Source organism: Streptomyces atratus (genome assembly GCF_014648655.1).
Lineage (GTDB): Bacteria > Actinomycetota > Actinomycetes > Streptomycetales > Streptomycetaceae > Streptomyces > Streptomyces atratus.
In genome coordinates, this window is the sequence record NZ_BMRN01000034.1 from 49,478 (window position 1) to 72,153 (window position 22,676).

Here is a 22,676-nt window from a genome sequence, read left to right on the forward strand (position 1 = left end):
GAGCACGCCCCCGCCGCGACCGACGCCCCGGCCGTCTTGCCGATGGGAACCCCTGGGGCGGCCATCTGCGTGAAGATGGACAGGGGGCCGTCGCAGCGAACGGCAGAGCCTGGACCGGTGCGTCAGCCGACTCGGAAGGGGCGGCAGCCATGCGCGCATCCGGGACGAAGAAGTCGGCTGCGGCATCGCCGGGCATCCTGGCGCTGCTCATCGCGGCAGCGGCGGGCTGCCGGGGCGGCGGGGAAAAAGCTCCCACTCCGAGCAGCTCTTCCGTCCACGACGTCCTTCGGACCGCACGCCCACGTCCTCGCAGTGGAGATCGACAACGTCGGTCCTGCCCGGCCGCAGAGCGGGCTCGACAAGGCCGACATCATCCACGTGGAACAGGTGGAAGCCGGCCTCAGCCGCATCCTTGCCACCCATCGTCCGCACAGCCTCCCGTCGTCGCGGTCCCGGCGCACCGCCGAGTCCGGGACCTCCTTCACCGCCCGGCACGGCAAGCAGATGACCTCCGCTCCGGGCCGGTCTGGATCGTCTTCGCGCCGAAGCGACGCGAGGGGCGTCGACGTGATCGCCGCGGGCTACGGGAGTTGAGGAAAACCGCAGGGTGGCGGGTGCGGAGAACATCACCCGGTTCGACGGCAATCCCCGTACCGACGCCGGGCGGCGCTTCCTAGCGTTGCCGGTGAGGCGCGACGGACTTCTCACGCCTCTCCACCACCGGCCAGGAGTCAGTTCATGGATCTCGTCACTCTGGGACTCCCCCAGGAACCCGCGGGCGGTGTCGCAGGCTGGGCAGCCGATCTCGTCGACACCATGGGGGGTCCGGGAGCCGGTCTCGCCATCGCCCTGGAGAATCTCTTTCCGCCGCTGCCCAGCGAAGTCATTCTCCCGCTGACCGGGTTCGCGGCGGGGCAGGGCGTCATCGGCCTGGCCTCCGCGCTCTTCTGGACCACGCTCGGTTCGGTGGTGGGCGCGGTGGTTCTGTACTGGATCGGCATGCTCTTCGGCCGCGACCGGATGCATGCGATCTGGGCGAGGCTTCCGCTGGTCAGGAGTTCCGATCTGGAGCGCACGGAGCGGTGGTTCGCTGAGCACGGCACCAAGGCCGTCCTCCTCGGGCGCATGGTGCCGGTCTTCCGGAGTCTCATCTCCGTGCCGGCCGGCGTGGAGCGCATGTCGCTGCCGCTCTTCGTGACCCTGACCGCTGTGGGCAGCTTGCTGTGGAACTCGGTGCTGGTGATGGCCGGGTACTGGCTCGGCGACCGGTGGGACCTGGTGGAGACCTATGTCGGGGTCCTCTCCAAGGCCGTTCTCGTCCTGGTCCTTGCGGCCGTCATCGGGTACGTGAGTCTGCGGTGGCGCTCCCGTCCCCGTGAGCGGGCACAGCACCGTCGTTCGTCGTGAGCTACGCGCCGCGGTCCCGCGCTCTACCGGTCTCCCCCGCCCGCCGAGGACGATCTTGCCGTGACGGTGCCGCGCGACTAGCCTCGGCATCCGTGCAGGGGGACTCCACAGACAGTGCAACCAGTCATCTTCCGGGGCCACTCGGCCCGAGGCGCGAGGAAGGGGGCACCTCCCCCTGGCCCCGCAGGGTCATGGGCGCCCTGCTCGGCTGCTGCACCGCCCTGCTGGACCTGCTGTATTTCGCCGTGCCGGGCGCTCTATTGGGCCCGTTCATTCTGTGGCCCCGTACGCGTCGGCGCTCCCTGGCCGTGCTGAGTGCCGGGGCCCGTCGGCTCACGGAGCTGGAGCGGATCCGTCGCAGCGCCTTCTTCGGCGACGTGTTCCCCACGCACCGCGCATCCGACCGGAAAGTGCTTCGCTACCTCGCCACCCGCACCTACACGGGGATACTGACCGGATTCGTGGTTGCACTGCTGGGATTCGGGGTCGTGCTGGCCGCACTGCTGGCGGCCGGGGTGGCACGCGCCACCACGAGCTGGCAGGAACTGCTGACCCAAGGGATCCTCGGCGGTGTCCTGCTCTTCCTCGACCTCCAGGGGCTCGTCTCACTGGACGCCCTCGACGCACGGCTTGCACGAGAACACTTCGGCCCGTCCGAGCGGGAGTTGCTGGAGCGGCGCATCGCTGAACTGGCCGCCAGCCGTGCCGGGGTGCTCCGGGCGGTCGACGTGGAGCGCAGGCGCATCGAACGCGACCTGCACGACGGCGTGCAGCAGCGGCTCGTCGCACTCGCCATGCTGCTGGGCCGGGCCCGCCGCAACCGGACACCCGAGCAGGCCGATCTGCTGCTCCAGCAGGCGCACAAGGAGTCCCAGGAGGTCCTCACCGAGCTGCGGGAGGTGGCCTGGCGCGTCTATCCGTCGGCGCTCGACAACCTCGGGCTGGAGGAGGCACTCGGCGGGGTGGCCCAGCGCTGCAGCATTCCCCTGCACATGGAGTTCAACCTGGCACTGCCGTTGCCCCGGCCCGTGGAGACGGCCGCCTACTTCGTGGTGTCGGAGGCTGTGACCAACGCGGCCAAGCACTCCCGCGCGACCCGCATCTCCGTCAGCGTCAAGGGTGACGGGAGCGGAGTGTCCGTATCCGTCCGGGACAACGGAACCGGTGGAGCCGATCCCACGGGCAGTGGACTGTCCGGGCTGCGCAGCCGGGTGGACGCACTTGACGGCCGGCTGTACATCGACAGCCCTTCCGGGGGCCCCACCACCATCATCGCGGAGCTGCTGTGCGCGTAATGCTCGCCGAGGACTCGACCCTGCTGAGGGAAGGCCTGGTCCGACTGCTCGCCGAGGAGGGACATGAAGTCCTCGCCGCGGTGGGTGACGGGACGGCCCTCGTCCGGGCAGTCGAGGCGGACCCGCCGGACCTCGTCGTCGTCGACATCCGGATGCCTCCCACCCACACCGATGAGGGGCTGCGGGCCGCGCTGGAGATCCGTGAGCGCTGGCCCCTGGTCGGTGTATTGGTGCTCTCCCAGCATGTGGAGCGCAATTACGCGGTGCGGCTGCTGTCCGCAAACGCCGAGCGGGTCGGCTATCTGCTCAAGGACCGGGTCGCGCAGGTCGACGAGTTCCTGGACTCGCTGGAGCGGATTCACGCGGGCGGCGCATCCATCGACGCGGAAGTCGTACGGCAGTTGGTGGTCCGGACCACGCACAGTGACCCCTTGGCCAGGCTGACACCCCGCGAGCGCAGCGTCCTGCAGGAGCTGGCGCAGGGCCGCACCAACGCGGCCATCGCCCAGCACCTGCACATCTCGCTCAGTTCGGTCGAGAAGAACCTCAACTCCGTCTTCGACAAGCTCGATCTGGCGCGGACCACGGGATACAGCAGACGAGTGCTGGCGGTCCTGCGCTACTTGGAGTCGTAGGCGCCGGTGCGCCGGTCCCTACGGGCTCGGATGGCACCATGCGGCCGTCGCCCGCCCGGACGACGGCAGCTTCCGTGATCGAAATTCCTCACGCAGTGGTCGATGCCGCATCAGGCGGGTGCCGGACATCCGGGCCGGGTTCCGCACCGGCTCCCCTTGATCGATGATGAGGCACAGGGCTGCCGTCCTCGGTGCGGCACCACCTGTCCCAGGAACAGGAAGGGGTTCCCCATGCGGGAAACGACGCCGGACCATTCCCCGTCGGACGACCGGTCCGTCCACGGCTCGGACGAGGAAGCTCAGGTGATCGTGGTGGGGGCGGGGCCGGCGGGCTCGGCCGCGGCCTTCCACCTCGCCAGGGCGGGCGTCGATGTCCTGCTCGTGGAGAAGTCCCGCTTTCCCCGGGAGAAGGTGTGCGGGGACGGTTTGACGCCACGAGCGGTGCACCAGCTCATCAGGATGGGCGTCGACATCAAGGCTCCTGGGTGGACGCGTTCACGCGGGATGCGATGGGTGGCCGGGGACCATCAGGTGCACATCGACTGGCCCGCGCTCGGGCGTTACCCGGATTTCGGGCTCTCGCGCAGTCGGCACGACTTCGACGACATCCTGGCCCGGCACGCCGTCGCCGCCGGAGCCCGGCTGCGCAGCGGCGTGAAGGTGACCCAGCCCCTGACCGACCGCGCCGGCCGTATCACCGGTGTCGCCGCCACGACCTCGGCGAAGGAGCCATTGGCCTTCCACGCACCGATCGTCATCGCCGCCGACGGCGCCTCCGCCCGCCTCGCTCTCGCCATGGGCCTGCAGCGGGACAGGAGCAGGCAGATCGCGACGGCCGCCCGCCGCTACTACCGAAGTCCGGAGCGTTCCCAGGAGGAGTACCTGGAACTGTGGGCCGACCTCCGCTTCCCGGGGAGCGATCACTACCTTCCCGGATACGGCTGGATCTTCCCCATGGGCGACGGCCGGGTCAATGTCGGTCTCGGTGCGCTGCCCCATCGGCGGCACGGAAAGGCGGACCTGCGCGCCACGTTGGACGAGTGGCTGGCGCGCACCCCGCACGCCTGGGGACTGTGCGAGGAGAACGCGGAGGGCCCTGTCCGGAGCGCGGCCCTTCCGCTGGGCTTCAACCGTCACCCCCTCTACACTCGCGGGCTCCTCCTCGTAGGCGACTCCGGAGGCATGATCAGCCCCTGGAACGGCGAAGGAATCGGCCAGGCCATGGAAGCCGGCGAAGTCGCGGCCGAGACCGCCGCGCTCGCCCTCGCACTCCCCCGGGGACCCCGGCGGGAGCAGGTGCTGCGCGGCTACCCCGTCGAGATGAACCGCCGCTGGGGGCGCTACTACCGTCTCGGGAACACGGCCGCCGACCTCCTCTTCAGCCGTTCGGGTTTCCAGCCGGTCCTCAACCGTTACGTCATGGGGTCGCCGTTTCTGCTCAACACCCTGGCCCGGCTGCTGACCAACCTCACGGACAAGCCCTCCCACGACCTGATCGACCATTTGCTCAACGGCGTCGTGCGTCTCGTCCCGGAACCGAAGGTACGACGCAGGCGCTGAACCGCGGGTCCCGGCCGGAGGTACGAACAGCACACCGGGGAAAGCCTGCGGCTGACCCCGGAGCGCTGTCGTACGCGTACAGCTCCAGGTCGTCGCGGCCGAGGACGGCCAGTTCGTAGCCCGGGGTGTCGGGGCTGAAGCGGGCCGCGGCGAGTGCGCTGCCGAACTTCGCGCCGGCGCCGGGCTCCGCGGCCTCCAGCCAGTCGCTGTTCGCACCGACCAGCCCCCGCGACGACCCCCACAGAACGGTGATGCCGCCCGCGTCCGAGACCGTCCCGATGTCCTCGCCCGGAATGCCCACGATCGCGTCGTCGTAGCCGTCCGCGTCGAGGTCGCCGGTGGCCAGCGCCCTGCCGAAGCCGTCGCCCGTCTCGGCTCCGCCCGGCACCCCGGTGGTGGACTGGCTGACGACCGCGGCCCTGCGGGTGCCGATACCCGTCGACGCGCCGTACTGCACGGTCACATACCCCGCGCCCTTCTTTCCGCTGACGGTTCCGCCCGGCGCGCCGATGAGCACGTCCTCGTAGCCGTCGCCGTTGAAATCGCTGTTGCGGTCATTTGCGTGCGTGCCGCCGGGGGTACCGGCGTATGCGGAGGGAGCGGCGATGCCTGCTCCCGCCATCAGGAGAAATGAGGCCGCGGCAACGGCGGCCGAACGGTACATGCGCACGAGCGGCTCCTTGGTTCAAGGATGACCGGGCGGGTGCGGGGGGCGATGACCTGAAAGGGCCCGTTCCTTCACGGCGCCCTGTTTGACCGAGCATGAGGCAAAAGGGTTGTACGGCGGACGCGTCGTGGGCAGGATTCCGCCCGGCCGTCCTGGCGACGCTCACCGTCATCGACGACATGACCGCCATGGCTGCCAGGGCTGCCACTGGTGATCTACCGGATCTCGCGGACCGCCTCGCCGAGATCGGCACAGCGCTGCTGCTCTCAAGGGACCTACCCCACCCCGCGCAGCCGCCTGAGTGCGGGCGGCGCGGGGGCTGTGGCCAGGTCCTGCCGCGCGGCGGACAGCCGTTCGACGACGAGGCCTAGGACCGGCGGCGAGGCTTTCCTCGTTTGCCGCCCTTGGCCCCGCCGGAACCGCTTCGTGCGCCCTTCCCTGCCGCCTTGCCGGCTGCGGGCTTGCGGCGTGCACCGCCTGTTTCGGGGCGCTTGCCCTTCGGCTGCGCCGGGGGCTTGGGTCGGCCCCGGGAACTGTTGACGGTCCGCCCCCGGACGATCCCGATGAAGTCCTCCACCAGGTCTGTCGTCTCGTCCTCCAGCCACGACAGGGCGACGCGCGACTCGGGGGCGTCCGACACCGGCCGGTACGTGAGGTCCTTGCGGTGGTGCAGGCGGGCGAGCGACTGCGGGACGACGAGAAGGCCCACTCCTGCCGCCACGAGCTCGATCGCGTCCGCCGTCGTGGCGGGCCGCTCGATCGCGGGCTGTCCTGGCCGGCGCTCCCATTCCAGGGTGTCGTCGAGCGGATGCAGCACGATGTCGTCGGCGAGATCCTCGGCGGAGACCTCGTCGACGGATGCCACGACGTGGTCCTTCGGGATCACGACCACCGTGGTCTCGGTGTAGAGAGGGATCGCGCTGAGGCCCGTCCGGTCGATGGGCAGCCGCACGAGACCCGCGTCGGCGCCGCCGCCCCGCAGCACGTCGGACGCCTCGGCGGCCGACACCCCGATGAGGGTCAGCGGGACGTCGGGCAGCCGCTCGTTCCAGATCCGCACCCACTTGGTGGGCGTCACCCCCGGGACGTACGCGAGCCGGAACGAAGGGGTTTCTTCCGAGCTTGTCACTCAGCCAGGTTACCGGCCCTGGTCAGAGCCGGCGCACATGCTCGATACCCTTGGCACCATGACGTCGCACAAGACCACCCAGACAATGAAGCCCGCAACCGCGGCAAAGAAGCTGGGTGTGTACCTCGAGGCCACCCCCGCCGAGTTCCAGGAGGGTTTCGTCTCGCGCACCGAGCTGAACGCACTGCAGTCCGATCCGCCCGAGTGGCTGCAGGAGCTGCGACGCAACGGCCCGCACCCCCGGCCGGTGGTCGCGGCAAAGCTGGGCATCTCCATCTCCGGTCTCGCCCGTGGCGGAATCACGGACGCCCTCACCACGGAGCAGATCGAGGCGCTGAAGAAGGACAGCCCCGACTGGCTCCAGCAGGAACGCGCCACCCAGGCCGGGGTCCGGAAGGAAGCCGTTCGCATCAAGGAGAAGAACGCAGCGCGCGCCGATCAGTCCCACGGTCCGCGTACCTGATCATTGTCCCTCGGCTGTCCCTCGGCGTGACAGCCCACCGCCGGCTCACGCCTCGTTCGACGGTGCCGCGCCGACGACGGACGGCGCGCAGCGCCGTGGTGTCGGTCTTGATATCCATCTGCACGACGGAGGAGGGCTCGGCGCGTTCCAGTTCGAGCTCATCATCGACCGCACCCGGCGTACGGGCTTGCGGGACAGGGTGACCATTTCGCACGGCTTCGCCCTCGGTGAGCTCTCGGTGAGCTCTCGGTGGGCCGGCAACAGGACCTGCTCGACGGCTGCGAGGACGCCGGGATCGCGTGGGCAACCGTGGCGCCGCCCCGTACCGCGCCGCTTCACTGGCGCGGGATGCGGGACCGCGGCATCCCGGTCGGTCTCGGCACCGACGGAATCCGTGACCTGTGGTCCCCGTACGGTGACGGCGACATGCTGCGCATCGCGCTCGGCTTCGCGCGGCCGCACGGACTGCGCACCGATGAGGAGCTCGCGTACGCGGTGGAGTCGTCCTCCACCCGTGCGGCCGGCTTTGTCCACCGCCGCGTCCACGACATCGTCGCGGGAGCACGCGCGGACATCGTTCTGATGGACGCCGAGAACGCCCAGGACGCCCTCGTCCGCTCTCCGCGGCGCCGAATCGTGGTCGGGGGTGGGCGCGTGGTCGTCCGGGACGGTGAGCTTCAGGTCTGATGCCGGTCGGCGAGCGCGGCACGGCCACGGCGGACACGTTCCGGGAGCGGTGCCCCCTCTGTGCGCAGTGCTGCCGTCCGTCGCCCGCGAGCCGCCGCGCCCGCAGTGCGACACTCGGCCGGCGAAGCAGCCGTCCCGGGCACGGATGCCCACAGTGTTCGCCTCGGCCTTCCGTTCCTGAGTACTGCCCGCAACCCGCAGCCCGCTTACGGGCGAGGGGAGTTACGAAGCGCCGGGCGCCGTGATGATGCGTTCGGCGGCGGCGCGGGCCGCGCGCACCGACGCGGTGACGGTGCGGATCAGGTCAGTACGGTGGTCGTGCAGATAGAAGTGGCCGCCGGGGTAGAGGTGGACGCCCTGGACGTGCGGGGAGTGGTCGGCCCAGGCCTTGAGCCTCCTGGGCTCCACGACAAGGTCCTGTTCACCGCCGAAGACGGCGAAAGGCAGCGGCGGTGAACCCGTGGCGGGGTCGCGTGCCCAGGTGTCGACAAGTTTGAAATCGCTGCGGAACACGGGCTCGAACAACTGCCACACATCGTCGTTGTCGAGCAGCTCGGCGGGGGTACCGCCGATCGACCGCAGCCAGTCACGCAGTTCGGCGTCGGAGCTCTCGTGCCGTCCTGGGCGGCGCCGGTACTCCGCGCCCCTGGGCGGACCGAAGGCGGAGAGCCCGAGCCAGACCGGCATCGGCCCGCCCTGCGCGGCGAGCCTCAGGGTCAGTTCGTACGCGGTCAGGCCGCCCATGCTGTGCCCGAAGAAGGCGAACGGCCGGTCGAGCTGTGGCAGCAACTCCTGGTGGAAGTGGTCAACCAGATCTTCGACGCGGTCGACGGCGGGCTGATCGCGCCGGTGCGCACGCCCCGGGGCGTTCAGCAGACACAGCTCCCAGTCCGGCGGGAACTCCGGTGCCCAGTCCCGGTAGAGCAGATGCGAGCCACCGGCGTGGTGGAAGAGGAAGAGGCGCAGGGACGGGTCGACGACCGGGCTCGGGCAGACGGCGGATCCACGGAACACGGCGGTATGTGTCACGCCCCGGCCCTTCCCGTTGCGGCACGGGGACCGGGGCCGGTCAGGACCTGCTGTGCCCGGCACGGCTCGACTGACTCCAGCAACTGCACTCCCATCGTGGCAATCCTTGTCGCATGGCGCGCCGCATGACGTCGCAGGGCGATTGTCGCATTGTCCTCGGACATCGGAGCCGACTTCCGTGACGACATCGGCTGAGGTCTTCCGTTCGGATCAGGCCGGATCGGGGATCGGGGCCCGGTGCTGTGGACCGCAAGGCGGAGGAGGGAGGCAGATGGGGTCTCCCCCGCTCGAGACCTCGGCTTCGGACCCCACCGACACGCATCGGCCTGCGCCGCGCGCACGAGGAGCAGTCCAAGCGGCGCGGGCCCGGACTTCCCCCAGGCGGGAAGTCCGGGCCCCGCACGTCGTATGTCTCGGCGCCCCTACTCCTGCCCCGGCATGGCCGCCGGGATCGCCTCGGGGTTCAGCAGCTGCGTCAGATGACGGGCCGATGCGTCCCAGGACCAGGACTCCTGGGCCCACTTACGGCCGGCGGCGCCCATCTCGGCGGCCTGGTCCGCGTCGAGCAGGATCCGGGTCAGCGCGCCCGCGATCGCCGCCGTGTCGGTTCCGTCCACGACCCGGCCGGTCCTGCCGTCGAGCACCGTGTCCGGGGCGCCGCCCGAGTCGCCGACGACCACCGGCAGTCCGCTCGCCGCCGCCTCCAGGAACACGATCCCGAGCCCTTCCGCCTCCAGACCGGCCTTCCTGGTACGGCACGGCATGGCGAAGACATCCGCCGCCGCGTAGTACTGCGGAGTTTCGGTGTGCGACTTTCCGCCCACGAAACGGACCGAGCCCTCGGCGTGCCGGTGCGCCAGCTTGCGCAGCCGTGCCTCGTCCGGTCCCCGGCCGACCACGACGAGCACCGCGTCGGGCACCTCCCGCCGGATCAGCGGCAGGGCCCGGATCAGCATGTCCTGGCCCTTGCGCGGGACCAGGCGGGCCACACACAGGATCACTCGCTTGCCGTGCAGGCCGAGCTCCGTACGCAGAGCAGATCCGGCCTCGGCGTCGGGCCGGTACACCTCCGCGTCGACCCCCGGAACCAACCGGCTCATGCGCGCACGCGGGCCCAGGGACGGCCCGATCCGGGCACGCGTGTACTGACCGAGATACGTGACGACGTCCACGCCGTCGCCGATACGACGCATCATCTGACGCGGACCCGGGGTCCTGGCCCACCAGATCTCATGGCCATGAGTGGTCGCCACCATGCGCTGGATCCCACTGCGGCGCAGGGTCGGCGCCATGAGAGCCAGGGGTGCGGCAGCCCCGAACCAGACCCGGTCGCAGCCATGGGCCCTGGCTATCTCGACGGCCCTCCGGGTGACCCGCCCGGTCGGCAGCAGCATGCCGCTGGAGTCCCGTACGACAGGGAACGGAAGGGCCGCGTCGTACGCGGCGTCGCCCGGCTCGCGCGAGGTGTACACGACCACGTCGTCGTCCGGTATGCGCGTGGCCATGGCATGCACGAAGGTCTCTATGCCTCCCTGGCGCGGCGGGAAGTCATTGGTGATGACAAGGGTGGAGCCCATGAATGTGTTGGATCCTTCAGCTGGATGCGGTCGAGCGAGCCGAGAAGAGGTAGTTGCGGCAGTCGTCGGTCACGTCGGCAACACGCTTCCAACCCCGGTTCCGCCAGCGGTACATGTCGTAGCCGAGCTCCATGAGCCGGCTGACGAGGTCGCCCGACTTCGTGTCGTACTTCTCGAGGTGACGGTCCTCGATCTCGAGCAGGAGCGCGGGCCGGTGGCGCAGCAGCGTGTGCCGGGCCCCCGACAGCACGGCCGCCTCGGCCCCTTCGACATCGGCCTTGATGAAATCGACGCGATCGAGGCCCATGTGGTTGCACAGACCGTCCACCGTCCGCACCGGTGTGGTCACAGGGCGGGAGTTGGGGAATTCGACGTTGGGTCCTGGCCCCGAGGCGCCCTCGGTGAGATAGGCGCGTCCGTGGACGGGCAGCAGACGGCGTCGGGGCAGGCTCATCGTTCCTTCGTGTGCCCGCGCGCCGAGAGCCATGCGGTGAACGGTGACGTTGTCACAGCCGAGGGCGGCTGCCGTGACCCTCAGCCATTTCGCGGGGCCGTGCAGCGGTTCGACGCTGTGCACCTTCCCCGACGGTCCGGCCAGCGCGGACAGGCTCCAGGTGTAGAGGCCGTACTCGGCCCCGATGTCGAGGCAGACAGCGCCCGGCCGCACCAGCGGCCGCAGGCCCGCCACTTCCTCTTCCACGAAGGGCCACCGCGAGGATGCCCAGCGAAGCGCGAGCGCGACGGACGACACACGCAGCCCCGGGTACGGGCGACCGCCGGGAACCGAGGCATCCGGCCGTTGCGTCAACCTGCCGTTCATCAAACGCCTTTCAGCCTGCTTGGCGTACGGATCCTGCTGCCGGAGCGACGCCACACTCGATCGGCATCCCATCGCATCATCAGACGCGGGGTGATCCCATCCTTCTCCGGAAGCAGATTGGCCCGCACGTCAGACCTGAGATGTACATCTCAGGTCTGGGCCCACAACCGCTGAAACCCTCATGAAAGAACGCAGATCATGGCTTCGCACCCTGCCCACGACAGTGGGCAGGGTGCGAAGCCATGGGAGGCGACCGCTACTTCTGCACCCTCGCATCAATCAGGCTATTGGGCCGCATGTCGACCCGATTTCCGATGACTCCCGCCCTAGGGCCGACCGAGCCGGGGTGCGTGCGTGCTTTCAACTGTGCCAAGGCGTCAGTTGAACGGCCCGGACCGGGGCGGCCGGACGGCCCCGCGGGCGCTGTCATGATGCGGCGCGTCGCCTCGATGCCGCCGACCCCGGGCATCCGTATGTCCATCAGTACGACGTCGGGGGCCAGTTCGGCGACCCTGGCGACGGCGTCGATGCCGTCCACGGCCTGGCCGACGACCTCGATGCCGGGTTCGGCATTGAGCAGGACCGTGAATCCTTGACGGACCATCACCTGATCGTCGGCGATCAGCACGCGGGTGGTCGTCACGGGTTGTCCTCCACAAGGTCGGCAGGTACTGCGGGAAGCCGCGTGAGCAGCATCGCGATCACTTCGTGTCCTCCTTCGGAGGTCGCACCGAAAGCCGGTCGGGCCGGTTCGGCGCGGTGTTGGCGACCCGGATGGTGACCGCGGACGGGCGGTGATCGACCTCCACCCGTACCTCCGCTCCGGGCGCGTGCCGCATCACGTTGCTGAGCGCACCCTGGATGATATGGAACGCCGACAGCTCGATGCCCGGTGTCGGATGGGCCGGCTCGCCGGTGGTGTGAGTGCTGACGGTGAGCCCGGCGCTGCGCACATTGCCGACCACTTCAGGGATACGGAACCGGGCTTCGGGCAGGTGCTTGCGGACGTACAGGCGCAGGGCCTGGCGCGGCACTGCACGGATGTGGCGAGCGTCAAGGTGGAGCCGCAGCATGCCATTGCCCTCGATTGCAACACCTCGCGTCCGCATCGAGCACGCCACCAGCCAGTTGACCGGGCTGGTCCACGTCAGTGTCGCACCAGGCCTGAGGGTGCCCCTGAAAGAGGCTCTCCAGGCCCGGGGATGGCGGCTGCGCCGAGTGCAGGAAGCACCCGGCCCGCGAACACATTGCGCGTACCAGGGGCGGTTGTGCGTCGGTTGCGGTCCGCCGGTCCGAAAAGTGAGCGGGTATGGCACAGTCGTGCCGGTGGAAGAGCTGCGACCTCAGGACCCCGCGCACATAGGCGCGTACCGGATTCTCGCCCGGCTCGGCGCGGGCGGCATGGGGCAGGTATATCTCGGCCGGTCGCCCGGCGGACGGCTGGTGGCCGTGAAGGTGATCCGCGACGAGATCAACGATCACCCCGAGGCACTGGCCCGGTTCCGGCGGGAGGCCGCGACCGTGGAGGCCGTACGCAGCGCCTACACCGCCCAGTTGATCGAGGCGTCGCTCGACTCGTCCCCGTACTGGCTGGCCACCGAGTACGTGCCGGGGCCCACGCTGCGCGGCGCCGTGGGCACGAGCGGCCCGTTCCCGCCGGACAGTGCCCTGCGGCTGTTCGCCGCGCTCGCCGAGGGGCTGGCCGCGGTCCATGTCCACGGGGTCACGCACCGGGACCTGAAGCCGCAGAACGTCATCCTCGCGCCGCAGGGACCACAACTGATCGACTTCGGCATCGCCCGGGGACTTGAGCAGACGATCCTCACCCGGGACGGAATGGCACCGGGCACGCCCGGGTACGCGGCGCCCGAGGTCGTCCTGCGCAACGAGGTCGGTCCGGCGGCGGACGTCTTCGCGCTGGGGGCGACGATCGCCTACACGGCGACCGGCCGGCCCCCGTACGGCACGGGCGATGCGACTGCGGTGAGCTACCGGACGGTGCACGAGGACATCGACCTGGCGGGGGTACGGCCCGCGCTGGCCGCACTGATCCGGCAGTGTGTCGCCAAGAACCCGGCGGAGCGGCCCCGCTGGCCGCCGTGATCGCCCATTGCGCGGTGGAGTCGGCGCTGGCTACGGACGCCCACTACCGCTCGGTGGCCCGCGACGCCGAACCCGTGCCCGTGCCTGTGCCTGTGCCTGTGAGCACGCCACCTTCGGAGGCGGAACCGGAGACCGGAGTCCTGACTCGGCCGGCGGGTCGCGAGCCGGAGGATCAGGTGCATGAGCGGGCAGCCGAGACCGTACCTCCGGGGACGCCCGGCACCACGCCGTACGACGCGCCGGATCATCAACGGCGACATCCCGCCCGCACCACACGTCGCAGGGGCTGGCTCGCCGCATGTGCGGTGGCGCTCGTCGTACCGGCGACGGTCTGGCTGCTCCCCGAACAGGACAGCCAGACCCCCGGAGCCGCACCCACGACCGACGTCCCCGCGCCCCGGTCGACCGCCAAGGGTCCGGCGGGCCGGCCACCGGACCACATCGTGAACGACCGTGTCTCGCAGGACCGCTGGACCCTGTCGGACGACCCGAAGCAGGCCGCCCAGGGCATGGGCTCCTGCGACCTGGCCAGTTTCGCCGAGTCCTCACCGCCGATGGACCTGCTGTCCGCCGTCTCGCACACCACCGGCTCGGACACCGCCTCGGTGGAGCTGCGTCCCAAGACCGCCGGCCAGGGAAAGCGGCCCGCGCCGTACTACATCTCCGTGGGGGTGCGGCCGCCGCACGAGACCGACCGCGCCACCGGCCGTCCGCTTCGGTCCGCGGGAAAGGGCATCGGCTTCACGAGCAAGCCCGTCGACATCTACTCCCGGTGGTCCTCGGGCGGAACCATCAAACTCAAGTATCCCGACGACTTCCGGGCCCACTTCGGCAATCGGACCGTCGACGCGATCCCGGTCGGCGACGACAGGGGCGACTGGACCGTGGTCCTGTACCACGTCGAGGGCGGGCCCACGACGTACACATCCGTCATGTGCAACGGTTTCCATGCCTAGGACACCGTTCACGGCGGTGCCGACGTGTTCCTCCCCGCCCCCGCAGAACGGGACCGGCACAGCGGCCGGCCCTCCGGTCACCCGCTCGGCTGTCAGGACGCCGCTGTGTCGGCACCGGCGCGTTCGCGGCCCGAGGACAGCCGGCCGACGAGTTCCGCGGACCGGGCCCTGTAGCGGGCCACGGATGCCATCTTGATCTCCTCGTAGCCACGCACCATGTCGGGCAGTGAGGCGATCTCGACGGCCAGGCCGTGGGCGTCCATGTCGAGATTCCGGCAGACCTCGGTGATCGTGGCCTCGTACTCGACGACCAGGGCCCGTTCCGTGCGCCGCACGCGCGCCGCTCCGAAGGGGTCCAGGCGCGTGCCACGGAGCCTGCGCATCGCGGCGAGGGCTTGGAAGGCCGGCTTGAACCAGGGGCCGAGTTCGATCTTGCGGTTCATGCCGAGGGCCCGCAGGACGGGCGGGTGGAGACGGTAGGACATCCGTGCGCCGTCCCCGAAGCGGGCCTTCACCTCCCGCTCGACCTCGGGGTCGAGGGAGAGCCGGGCCACCTCGTACTCGTCCTTGTACGCCATCAGCTTGTGCAGGTACCTGGCCACTGCCTCGGTGAGTGCGGTCGAGCCGGGAGCGCGCTCACACTCGGTCCGGCGGACCTGTTCGACAAAACGTGCGTACCTCGTCGCGTAGGCGGCGTTCTGGTACGCGATGAGATCCGGAACACGGACCTCCAGGAGCCGGGCGAGCTCCGACCCGGGGGCGGCCCCGACCAGTTCGACGGTGTGCCGGGCCTCGGCGGACAGGCCGCGCCCCGACTTCGCCGGGGTGACACGCCCTTCCAGGAGGTCGGCGAAGGCTCCGGGGTCGGCGACGGCCTGGCGGCCGAGGCGGAACGCCTTGATGTTGGCTTCGGCCTTCACGCCGTTGAGGGTGATCGCCTCCTCGATGGCGTGGGCCGGCAGCGGCAGCCCGCCGGTCTGGTAGGCCGCGCCGGTGAGCAGGAGATTGGCGAACTGGTCCTCGCCCAGCAGGTCGTTCGCGAGTCGGCGCGCGTCGAGGAAGACCGTGTCCTTGGCCTCTGCCGTGATCCGTTCCTTGAGAGGTTCGGCAGGCGGGAACGACACCTCCGGGTCGATGACCATCTGTCCGGTCGGGACCTCTGCCGTGGAGACAACCGCCACCGTTCGCGCCGGGGTGGCCGCGGTCAGATGTCCGGGTTCCGCGGCGACGAGCAAGTCACAACCGAGGTAGAGATCGCACTCGTCCAGGGCCGCCTTGCCGGCCTGATCCGTCGCCTCCTTGGTGATTTTGATGTCGGAGACGACCGCGCCGCCCTTCTGGGCCATGCCGGTCTGGTCGAGGGCCCGGACGTGCAGGCCCGCGAGCGAGGCTGCGGTGCTGAGGATCTGCGCGAGAGTGATCACCCCGGATCCTCCGACGCCTGTGATCCGGGTGGTGTGGGAGGCCGGTACGACGGGGTCCGGATCGGGCAGCGCCGCGCCGTCCGGCATCGGAGCGGGAGTGAAGTCGGCCTTTCCCTTGGCGGGGACGACGGTGAGGAAGGAGGGGCAGTCCCCCGACAGACAGGTGTAGTCCTTGTTGCAGGAGGACTGATCGATCCGGGTCTTGCGGCCGTACTCGGTGTCGACGGGCTGCACGGAGAGGCAGTTGGACTGCTGTCCGCAGTCGCCGCACCCCTCGCACACCCGCTCGTTGATCACCACGCGCTCGGTGGGTTCGGGCACAAGACCACGCTTGCGCTTGCGCCGGAGTTCCGTCGCGCATTCCTGGTCGTGGATGAGCAGCGTGACGCCGGGGGTCCGGGCAAGCACCTCCTGGGCCTCGGCCAGCCGGTCGCGGTGCCAGACGACGACGCCCTTCGGAAGCGTGACCTTCCGGTAGCGCTTGACGTCCTCGGTCGTGACGATGATGCGCTCGACACCTTCCGCCAACAGCCCCGCGGCGATGGCGGACACGGGCATGACGCCGACGGGCTGCTGTCCGCCGGTCATCGCCACCGCCGAGTTGTAGAGCAGCTTGTACGTGACGTTCACCCCGGCCGAGACCGCCGCCCGGACGGCGAGACTTCCGGAGTGGTGGAAGGTGCCGTCGCCGAGATTCTGGATCAGGTGGTCGCGTTCGAGGAACGGCTGCATGCCGATCCACTGGGCGCCCTCCCCTCCCATCTGGGTCATGCCGATGACGTCCCCGGCCTGGGAAGGGTCCATGAGCGTGACCATGGCGTGGCAGCCGATCCCGGCCCCGACGGCGGCGCCCTCGGGTGCCTTGGTCGAGAGGTTGTGGGGGCAGCCGGAACAGAAGTAGGGGGTGCGGCTCAGCACGGGCAGGAGTGGCAGCGTCTTGCGCCGGGCCGCTGCCCGAGTGGCGTCCAACCAGCTCTGTACGGTGGGGAGTCCGCCCAGTGCGTTCAGACGGGGCGCAAGCCGCGCGGCGACGGTGTCGGGGTCGAGTTCGCCGTCGAGAGGGAACAGGACCGAACCGTCGGGTGCGCGCTTGCCGGAGACGGACGGCTGGTCGCCGCGCCCGTAGAGCAGGTCCTTGACGGCGGTCTCGATGAGTGGCCGCTTCTCCTCCACGACGACGATGTGGCGCAGCCCCCTCGCGAACCGTTCGACGATCGTGGGTTCCAGCGGATGGATCATGCCCAGGTGCAGCAGGCGCACACCGCGGCGCTCCAGTTCGGTGTCGTCGAGTCCGAGGATGCGCAGGGCCTGGCGGAGGTCGAGGAACGTCTTGCCTGCCGCGACGATGCCAATGCGGTCGTCGGGGCCCATCCTGGTGATCCGGTTGAGGTTGTTGGCGACGGCATAGCGGCGGGCGATCTCGAGACGGGCGCCGTCCCGGCTGCGTTCCAGGTCGCCGAGGGCCGGTTGCAGCATCCGGGTGCCGACGGCGTGGCGGTACGGCACCCCGTCGACCGTGAGGTCCGGGACGACCGGTGCGATCCGCCCGGCGCTCACGTCGACGGTGCCGGAACCGTCCGCGACCGCCGTCACGATCTTCAGTGCCACCCACAGGCCGGCTGCCCGGGACATCGCCACGCCGTGCAGTCCGAAGTCGAGCGCTTCCTGCGGGTCGGACGGATAGAGCGTGGGCAGTCCCAGGTCGGCGAGGAGCAGTTCGGATGCGCCGGGAACGGTCGACGACTTGGCGGCGGGGTCGTCGCCGACCAGGGCGAGCGCACCGCCGTCGGGGTGGGTGCCCATCAGGTTGTTGTGCCGGATGGCGTCCGAGGCGCGGTCGAGGCCCGGGGACTTGCCGTACCAGATCGCTGTGATGCCGTCGACGCGCTTGTCCGGCTGCGCTGCGGCCAGTTGGGTGCCCTGGACGGCCGTCGCCGCGAGTTCCTCGTTGACGCCGGGGCGGAAGACGATGTCGTACTCGTCGAGGAGGGAGCGGCAGCGGTCGAGCTCCATGTCGTATCCGGCGAGCGGCGAGCCCTCGTATCCGGAGATGAATCCCGCGGTGCTGCGGCCCTCGCGACGGTCGGCGCGGCGGATGTCGAGCGGCAGGCGGGCGAGCGCCTGGATGCCCGTGAGGTGGAGGGTGCCCTCCTCGCGCACGTATCGATCCTGAAGCGTGGGACGGGGGCCGGTTGCTTTCTGAGGGGTCACCACTGTGTTCCTCCGGGGGCATCTGTGGTCGTCGGGGCGGGCGAGGAGTCGGTCCCGTACGAGAGGGGCGGCGGCCGAGACGGCCGTGTCGGCGGGGCGCAGCCGTGGTGCGTGGGTCGGGGCGGCGGGCGTCGGCCGACACCGGTCGGCGCCGGTCGATCCGGTCGGCGCCGGTCGATCCGGTCGGCGCCGGTCGATCCGGTCGGCGCCGGTCGATCCGGTCGGCGCCGGTCGATCCGGTCGGCGCCGGTCGATCCGGTCGACGTCGGTCGATACCGGTCGGCGCCGACCGGAGCTGGGGCATCCGTGGGGCAGACGCGGCAGACCGGACGACCGAACTCGGCCTCCAGGCCGGAAGGCCGGAAGGCCGGAAGGCCGGAAGGCCGGAAGGCCGGAAGGCCGGAAGGCCGGAAGGCCTCAGTGAAGGGACTCCGGGCGAGAGCCGGGAGCGCCGGGCTCGGGGCCCGGCGCTCCGCTCGCGGTTCACGCCGCAACAGGGCCTGTCTTTCGGATCAGGCCGAACCGGCCCTAGGCGGTCTGCCCGACCGCGTCGAGCAGGGCGGCGAGCGCGGACGCAGGGGATGATCCCTCGGCGCTGTGCCACGCGATGTGGCCATCCGGTCGGACGAGGAGGGCTCCGTCCTCACCGATCCTGAGCAGCTGCGGACAGTAGCCGTCCGGGCTGGTGACATCCCGGCCGATCACTACAGTCTGTTTCGCCACGCCTTCCCCGGTCTCCGCGAAGGCATCGGCCCAGGCGGCTCCCCCGGGCCCAGTGATGAGGGTGAAGCCCGGCATGAGGAGATCGTGCGTCGACACCCGTTCCCCGTCACGTTCGACCCAGGCATGCGGAAGTCGCGCTCCGGGGACGGCAGTCGGTGTGTAGTCGGTGGCCGACAGCGGGGCTCCGCCGACGCCGCCGGCGTGCCGGCCCGCCCCGTAGATGTATCCGATCTCCTGGTTGAGCGCGTCGAAGTGCGGGCGCTGCAGAGGGACGGCTTCCGCGATCCGCCGGCGTTCCGCCGCGGCAACTGACGGATCCGGGCTTTCGAGGCGTACGGCGATCCTGGCCGTCTCGGGCCCTATGCCGACCTCGGCCATTTTGATGGCGTTGAGCATGCTGTGGCGAGCGTTGTCGACGGCGACGGGGCGACGTTCGCGCTCGTAGCTGTCGAGCAGGGCGTCGGAAGCGCAGCCCGCCAGCACGGCGGCGAGTTTCCAGCCGAGGTTGTCCGCGTCGGCGAGGCCGCTGTTCATGCCCAGGCCGCCTGTCGGCGGGAACTGGTGCGCCGCGTCGCCGACGAGGAGGACACGGCCGCTGCGGTAGGTCTCGGCGGTCCGGGCCGTCATGGTCCATGGCCCCACGGCGCGGATGTCCACGTCGAGTTCAGTGGTTCCGACTGCGTCCCGGATGATCTGGGCGCACCGTTCGGGCGGGTAGTCCTGCGGCGATTCGACGGCCGGGTCGAAGCTGCGCTGGAAGGTCCACCGGCGCGCGCCGTCCATTCCGATGAAGAGTCCCGGGGAGACGCTGTTGATCAGCCAGATCAGCAGGGCGGGATCCTGTCCCATCCACGGGGACAGATCGGCGTGGAAGTAGATGTTCAGCTGATGGCCGAGGATGGGAGAGCCGTCCATCGCGATGCCGAGCTTGTCGCGCATGCCCCCGGTCGCCCCGTCCGCCGCCACGACGTAGCAGGTGCGCAGGATCTGCCGCCTGCCCACGCCTTCCACGGTGACGTCGACCGAATCGCCGTGGTCCGTCACCTCCACAACGGTGGTGCTGTAGTGGACGGTGGCCATGCCCTGGGCGAGGACGGCGTCGAGGAGGTGCTGCTGCACGCGGTCCTGGGCGCAGGAGGTGAGCTGCTCGGCGGAGGCGTGGACCCGGCGCAGGAGTTGGTCCTCCGGCCCTTCGACGAGGTCGATCCGGCCCAGGGGTTCCCCGGCGAGGGTCTGTTTCCACAGGATCGTGCCGGCCCATGCCGGGTCGACCGCATCCGCACGGACGGCATCCGCGATGCCCCAGGCGCGGAACAGTTCCATGGACCGGGTGTTGACGACATGGGCCCGGGGGTGCGGATTGACCCCGTCGTACTGTTCGCAGACCATGCTGCGGACGCCGTGCCGGCCCAGGACGAGCGCGGTGGCGAGCCCCACGGGGCCGGCTCCGATGATGACGACCGGGGTGTCGATGGCGGTCATGAGCGCCTGACCAGTTCGGCGAAGGACTCACCCGAGTCGAAGCGGCGCACCAGGTCGTCGGGGTCGAATTCGACGCCGATCGGATTGGCTTCGAAGGCTCCGGACCGGAACCACTCGTCGAGGGCTTCCTCGGTGGCGAAGTTGTCGATCTGGAGCTCGATGTGATTGCCGTCGGGATCCTCGAAGTACATCGAGGTGGTCGGACCGTGGTTGATGCACCAGAAGGGGAGGATGCCGTCATCCTTCAGCCGCTGGTACGTGCCGAGCAGATCGCCGATCGTGGCGTAGGTGAATGCCGCGTGGTGCAGACCGGTGTGCGCGTCCGTCGGACGCTCGCAGGCTCCGGTGGCGACCAGCGCGACACGGTGGTGTTCGTCGTCGTAGGTCAGGAAGGCGAGGGCGTCGTTGGCAAAGGTGACGCGGCCTTCGAGAACGCGTATGTACCACTCGGTCATGACCGGCAGACGGCCGGTGCGCAGGACGATGTGGGCGAGTTTGCCTGGAGAAGCCATAGGACAGCGACCTCCTCATCGAGGACACGACAGCCCTCTTGGCTGCCATACAAGAGAACCTTAGGCAGGCTCTTGTATGGCAGTCAAGAGATCGCACTCAGCGCGCCGCCGCGACGGCCACCAGCGCCTCCATGAGGAGGTCGATGAACTCTTCGGTCGGCCGGTCCAGCTCCCGGGCGCTGACCAGCAGCCCCTCGAACAGCACATGGGCCATGTCCGCCACGGGCTCGACGTCGGTCCCCTCGGACAGCCGGCTCGCGACGGCCGCCAGAAGACGGCCCTCCAGCCACTCCCGCATGCGGGAGTAGACGTCGGCGAGGGCCGGCGACTCATCCATGCGGTCGTACGCCTCCCGGTGCAGCCCGCGATACGACTCGAGGTCGGCAAGGAACGTCACCAGTTGCCGCCGCGGATCACCTCCGATCACGGGGTCCGCCTCGACGCGCTCCCGCTCACGCAGGAAGAGGCGGTCCAGGGTGGCGGCGAACAGGTCGTCCTTGGTCGGGAAGTACCAGCGCACGGCGTTGGCCGCAACACCGGCCGCCTTGCCGACCTCGGTCAGACTGGTCCCCTTGTATCCCTTGACAGCGAAGAGCTCCCAGGCACTGTCGACCAGGACAGCCTCACGCTCGGCTTTCGGGATCTGCTGGCGGTTTCGTGGCATAGCAACCCAGCCTAGGCGGCACCCCCTCCCCCACATCCGCGGCATCGGGAAACAGCAGCCCGGCAGCCGATGAACTCTTGACTCCGAAACAAGAACACTCTTGACTCATGAGCAAGAGAATGTGTCCCCAACACGCGGGAGTCCGTGATGCGCCTGTACAGCACAGCCCTGGGCATCGCCAGGGAGGAGAGCCCCGGCGAGCTCTCCGTACTCGATCTCCCTTTCGCCGACCTGGGCGCCCTCCTGCGCGGACCGGGTATCGACGCCGCACGCGCGGCGGCGGTCGTCCGGCGGGTCGCTCTCGATGAAGTCCGGGTGCACGCCCCCGTTGCCCGGCCCGGGAAGATCCTGATCGTCGGCCTCAACTACCGCAGCCACGCGGAGGAAGCCCTGGAGATGTTCGCCGCGATGGGGCGGCCCGGCATCACCCTGCCGACGGAGCCGAATTTCCAGGTGGTCGCCGGATCCGCGGTCACCGAACCGGGCGGGGACATCCGTCTGCCGGCCGTCGCGGCCGAACAGGTCGACTACGAGGGCGAGGTGGCCGCCGTGATCGGCCGGCCCGCGAGCGCCGTCTCCGCCGACGACGTGGCGAGCCACCTCGCCGGCCTGACCATCGCCAACGACGTCTCCGCGCGCGATATCCAGCAGCGCGCGATGTCCGGCGATCCGACCGCGTCCATCGGCGTGGCCAAGAGCTTCGACACCTTCAAGCCGCTCGGCCCCTGCCTGGTCACCCCGGACGAGTTCGCCGAGCCGCTCGACCTGCGGCTGCGCACCCTGGTAAACGGTGACGTACGCCAGGACGACCGCACCAGCAGCTTCATCCACGGCGTGGCCGAGCTGATCTCCTACCTCTCCAGCTATCAGACCCTCGAACCCGGAGACGTGATCCTCACCGGAACACCGCGCGGCGCCGGCGTTTTCTCCGGTCGCCACCTGCGCCCCGGCGATGTCGTCGAGGTCGAGGTCGAAAACATCGGCACGCTCCGCAACCGCGTGACGGCCGCCCCCGAGCACGGGAGCACAGGCGCATGACCGGCAGAACGCACCGTACGAGCCACTCCGCCCCGGCGGCGGCGTCACCGGGCTGATACCGCTCAATGCGGGCGGCACTGCGCCGGGCGGTGCGCGAAGGTGAACCGCGTACCGCCCGCCCCGGAAACGGCCCCCTTGGATCAGGAGTAGAAGTTGCGCTGCCACCGGTGCCTGGCCGGCAGGGCGAGCCGGTCGGCGGTGAGCGCACGCCCGTCGCTCAGGGCCGTGTCGCGCTCGACGTTGCGTACGGTGCGCATGCCGGGGATGACGGTGGAGACCGCCGGCGAACTCGGA

General features: G+C 70.0%; 20 protein-coding genes and 3 pseudogenes. 11 read left to right on the forward strand and 12 right to left on the reverse strand.

Translation table 11 applies throughout. The features are described 5' to 3' along the window. Positions 1-75 precede the first annotated feature (75 nt). The 5 genes from IEZ15_RS47795 (at position 76) to IEZ15_RS33385 (ending at position 4,897) form a co-directional block, all read left to right on the forward strand. Complete coding sequence (locus IEZ15_RS47795) at positions 76-594, forward strand: DUF3048 domain-containing protein (protein WP_189280714.1); 519 nt, start codon at positions 76-78, stop codon at positions 592-594. Positions 595-738: 144 nt separating this feature from the next. Next, the gene (locus IEZ15_RS33370) at positions 739-1,407 is read left to right on the forward strand and encodes a DedA family protein (protein ID WP_189280685.1); all 669 of its coding nucleotides are present in this window, start codon (positions 739-741) and stop codon (positions 1,405-1,407) included. A 191-nt stretch (positions 1,408-1,598) separates the two neighbouring features. Further along, positions 1,599-2,702, forward strand: a complete 1,104-nt coding sequence (locus IEZ15_RS33375; protein ID WP_189280686.1) for a sensor histidine kinase — start codon at positions 1,599-1,601, stop codon at positions 2,700-2,702. After that, a complete protein-coding gene (locus IEZ15_RS33380; RefSeq protein WP_114243193.1) occupies positions 2,702-3,337 on the forward strand; it encodes a response regulator transcription factor in 636 nt (211 codons plus the stop codon). Before IEZ15_RS33375 ends, IEZ15_RS33380 begins: the two co-directional genes overlap by 1 nt. 231 nt (positions 3,338-3,568) lie before the next feature. Then, a complete protein-coding gene (locus IEZ15_RS33385) occupies positions 3,569-4,897 on the forward strand; it encodes a geranylgeranyl reductase family protein (RefSeq protein WP_189280688.1) in 1,329 nt (442 codons plus the stop codon). 49 nt (positions 4,898-4,946) lie between these two features. On the opposite strand, the pseudogene IEZ15_RS33390 reads toward IEZ15_RS33385, so the two are convergent. Further along, a pseudogene (locus IEZ15_RS33390) lies at positions 4,947-5,567 on the reverse strand (FG-GAP and VCBS repeat-containing protein); the annotation flags it as partial. Positions 5,568-5,659: 92 nt separating this feature from the next. Between IEZ15_RS33390 and IEZ15_RS33395 the strand changes: the two are divergent. Beyond that, the gene (locus IEZ15_RS33395) at positions 5,660-5,935 is read left to right on the forward strand and encodes a hypothetical protein (RefSeq protein WP_189280690.1); all 276 of its coding nucleotides are present in this window, start codon (positions 5,660-5,662) and stop codon (positions 5,933-5,935) included. On the opposite strand, the gene IEZ15_RS33400 is transcribed toward IEZ15_RS33395, so the two are convergent. Continuing rightward, positions 5,932-6,693 carry a LysR family substrate-binding domain-containing protein gene (locus tag IEZ15_RS33400; protein ID WP_189280691.1) on the reverse strand — a complete coding sequence of 254 codons (762 nt, stop codon included), beginning with the start codon at positions 6,691-6,693 and terminating at the stop codon, positions 5,932-5,934. The two genes, IEZ15_RS33395 and IEZ15_RS33400, sit on opposite strands and share 4 nt — an antisense overlap. A gap of 58 nt (positions 6,694-6,751) precedes the next feature. Between IEZ15_RS33400 and IEZ15_RS33405 the strand changes: the two genes are divergently transcribed. Both IEZ15_RS33405 and IEZ15_RS45390 read left to right on the forward strand, forming a co-directional pair. After that, positions 6,752-7,156 carry a DUF5997 family protein gene (locus tag IEZ15_RS33405; RefSeq protein ID WP_189280692.1) on the forward strand — a complete coding sequence of 135 codons (405 nt, stop codon included), beginning with the start codon at positions 6,752-6,754 and terminating at the stop codon, positions 7,154-7,156. Positions 7,157-7,405: 249 nt separating this feature from the next. Next, positions 7,406-7,843: an amidohydrolase family protein gene (locus IEZ15_RS45390; protein WP_229846269.1), complete on the forward strand. Its 438-nt coding sequence runs from the start codon at positions 7,406-7,408 to the stop codon at positions 7,841-7,843. Between the two features lie 222 nt (positions 7,844-8,065). Here IEZ15_RS45390 and IEZ15_RS33415 read toward each other — a convergent pair whose 3' ends face one another. The 5 genes and pseudogenes from IEZ15_RS33415 to IEZ15_RS33435 all read right to left on the reverse strand — a co-directional run bounded on the left by IEZ15_RS33415 (position 8,066) and on the right by IEZ15_RS33435 (position 12,342). Beyond that, the gene (locus IEZ15_RS33415) at positions 8,066-8,872 is read right to left on the reverse strand and encodes a thioesterase II family protein (RefSeq protein ID WP_189280693.1); all 807 of its coding nucleotides are present in this window, start codon (positions 8,870-8,872) and stop codon (positions 8,066-8,068) included. Between the two features lie 422 nt (positions 8,873-9,294). Further along, positions 9,295-10,449 carry a glycosyltransferase family 4 protein gene (locus IEZ15_RS33420; protein WP_189280694.1) on the reverse strand — a complete coding sequence of 385 codons (1,155 nt, stop codon included), beginning with the start codon at positions 10,447-10,449 and terminating at the stop codon, positions 9,295-9,297. A 16-nt stretch (positions 10,450-10,465) separates the two neighbouring features. After that, positions 10,466-11,149, reverse strand: a complete 684-nt coding sequence (locus IEZ15_RS33425; RefSeq protein ID WP_229846270.1) for an FkbM family methyltransferase — start codon at positions 11,147-11,149, stop codon at positions 10,466-10,468. Positions 11,150-11,687: 538 nt separating this feature from the next. Then, positions 11,688-11,912, reverse strand: a pseudogene (locus tag IEZ15_RS33430) (response regulator transcription factor); the annotation flags it as partial. Between the two features lie 58 nt (positions 11,913-11,970). Continuing rightward, positions 11,971-12,342 carry a sensor histidine kinase gene (locus IEZ15_RS33435; RefSeq protein ID WP_189280696.1) on the reverse strand — a complete coding sequence of 124 codons (372 nt, stop codon included), beginning with the start codon at positions 12,340-12,342 and terminating at the stop codon, positions 11,971-11,973. A 253-nt stretch (positions 12,343-12,595) separates the two neighbouring features. Here IEZ15_RS33435 and IEZ15_RS45395 point away from each other — a divergent pair, with 253 nt between their 5' ends. Next, positions 12,596-13,372 carry a serine/threonine-protein kinase gene (locus IEZ15_RS45395; protein WP_229846271.1) on the forward strand — a complete coding sequence of 259 codons (777 nt, stop codon included), beginning with the start codon at positions 12,596-12,598 and terminating at the stop codon, positions 13,370-13,372. Positions 13,373-13,548: 176 nt separating this feature from the next. After that, positions 13,549-14,328, forward strand: coding sequence for a hypothetical protein (locus IEZ15_RS45400; RefSeq protein WP_229846272.1), 780 nt, complete (start codon positions 13,549-13,551; stop codon positions 14,326-14,328). Positions 14,329-14,420: 92 nt separating this feature from the next. Here IEZ15_RS45400 and IEZ15_RS33445 read toward each other — a convergent pair whose 3' ends face one another. The 4 genes from IEZ15_RS33445 to IEZ15_RS33460 form a co-directional block, all read right to left on the reverse strand. Then, positions 14,421-17,966, reverse strand: a complete 3,546-nt coding sequence (locus IEZ15_RS33445; RefSeq protein WP_308427467.1) for an indolepyruvate ferredoxin oxidoreductase family protein — start codon at positions 17,964-17,966, stop codon at positions 14,421-14,423. A 525-nt stretch (positions 17,967-18,491) separates the two neighbouring features. Beyond that, the gene (locus IEZ15_RS33450; RefSeq protein WP_189280698.1) at positions 18,492-20,168 is read right to left on the reverse strand and encodes an FAD-dependent monooxygenase; all 1,677 of its coding nucleotides are present in this window, start codon (positions 20,166-20,168) and stop codon (positions 18,492-18,494) included. After that, entirely contained in the window at positions 20,165-20,680 is a 516-nt protein-coding gene (locus IEZ15_RS33455; RefSeq protein ID WP_189280699.1) for a VOC family protein, read from the reverse strand. Before IEZ15_RS33455 ends, IEZ15_RS33450 begins: the two co-directional genes overlap by 4 nt. A 97-nt stretch (positions 20,681-20,777) precedes the next feature. After that, the gene (locus IEZ15_RS33460) at positions 20,778-21,344 is read right to left on the reverse strand and encodes a TetR/AcrR family transcriptional regulator (protein WP_189280700.1); all 567 of its coding nucleotides are present in this window, start codon (positions 21,342-21,344) and stop codon (positions 20,778-20,780) included. A 147-nt stretch (positions 21,345-21,491) separates the two neighbouring features. On the opposite strand from IEZ15_RS33460, the gene IEZ15_RS33465 reads away from it, so the two are divergent. Next, positions 21,492-22,382 carry a fumarylacetoacetate hydrolase family protein gene (locus tag IEZ15_RS33465; RefSeq protein WP_189280701.1) on the forward strand — a complete coding sequence of 297 codons (891 nt, stop codon included), beginning with the start codon at positions 21,492-21,494 and terminating at the stop codon, positions 22,380-22,382. 140 nt (positions 22,383-22,522) lie between these two features. Here IEZ15_RS33465 and IEZ15_RS33470 read toward each other — a convergent pair. After that, positions 22,523-22,672 (reverse strand): annotated as a pseudogene (locus IEZ15_RS33470) (aldo/keto reductase); the annotation flags it as partial. Positions 22,673-22,676 lie beyond the last annotated feature (4 nt).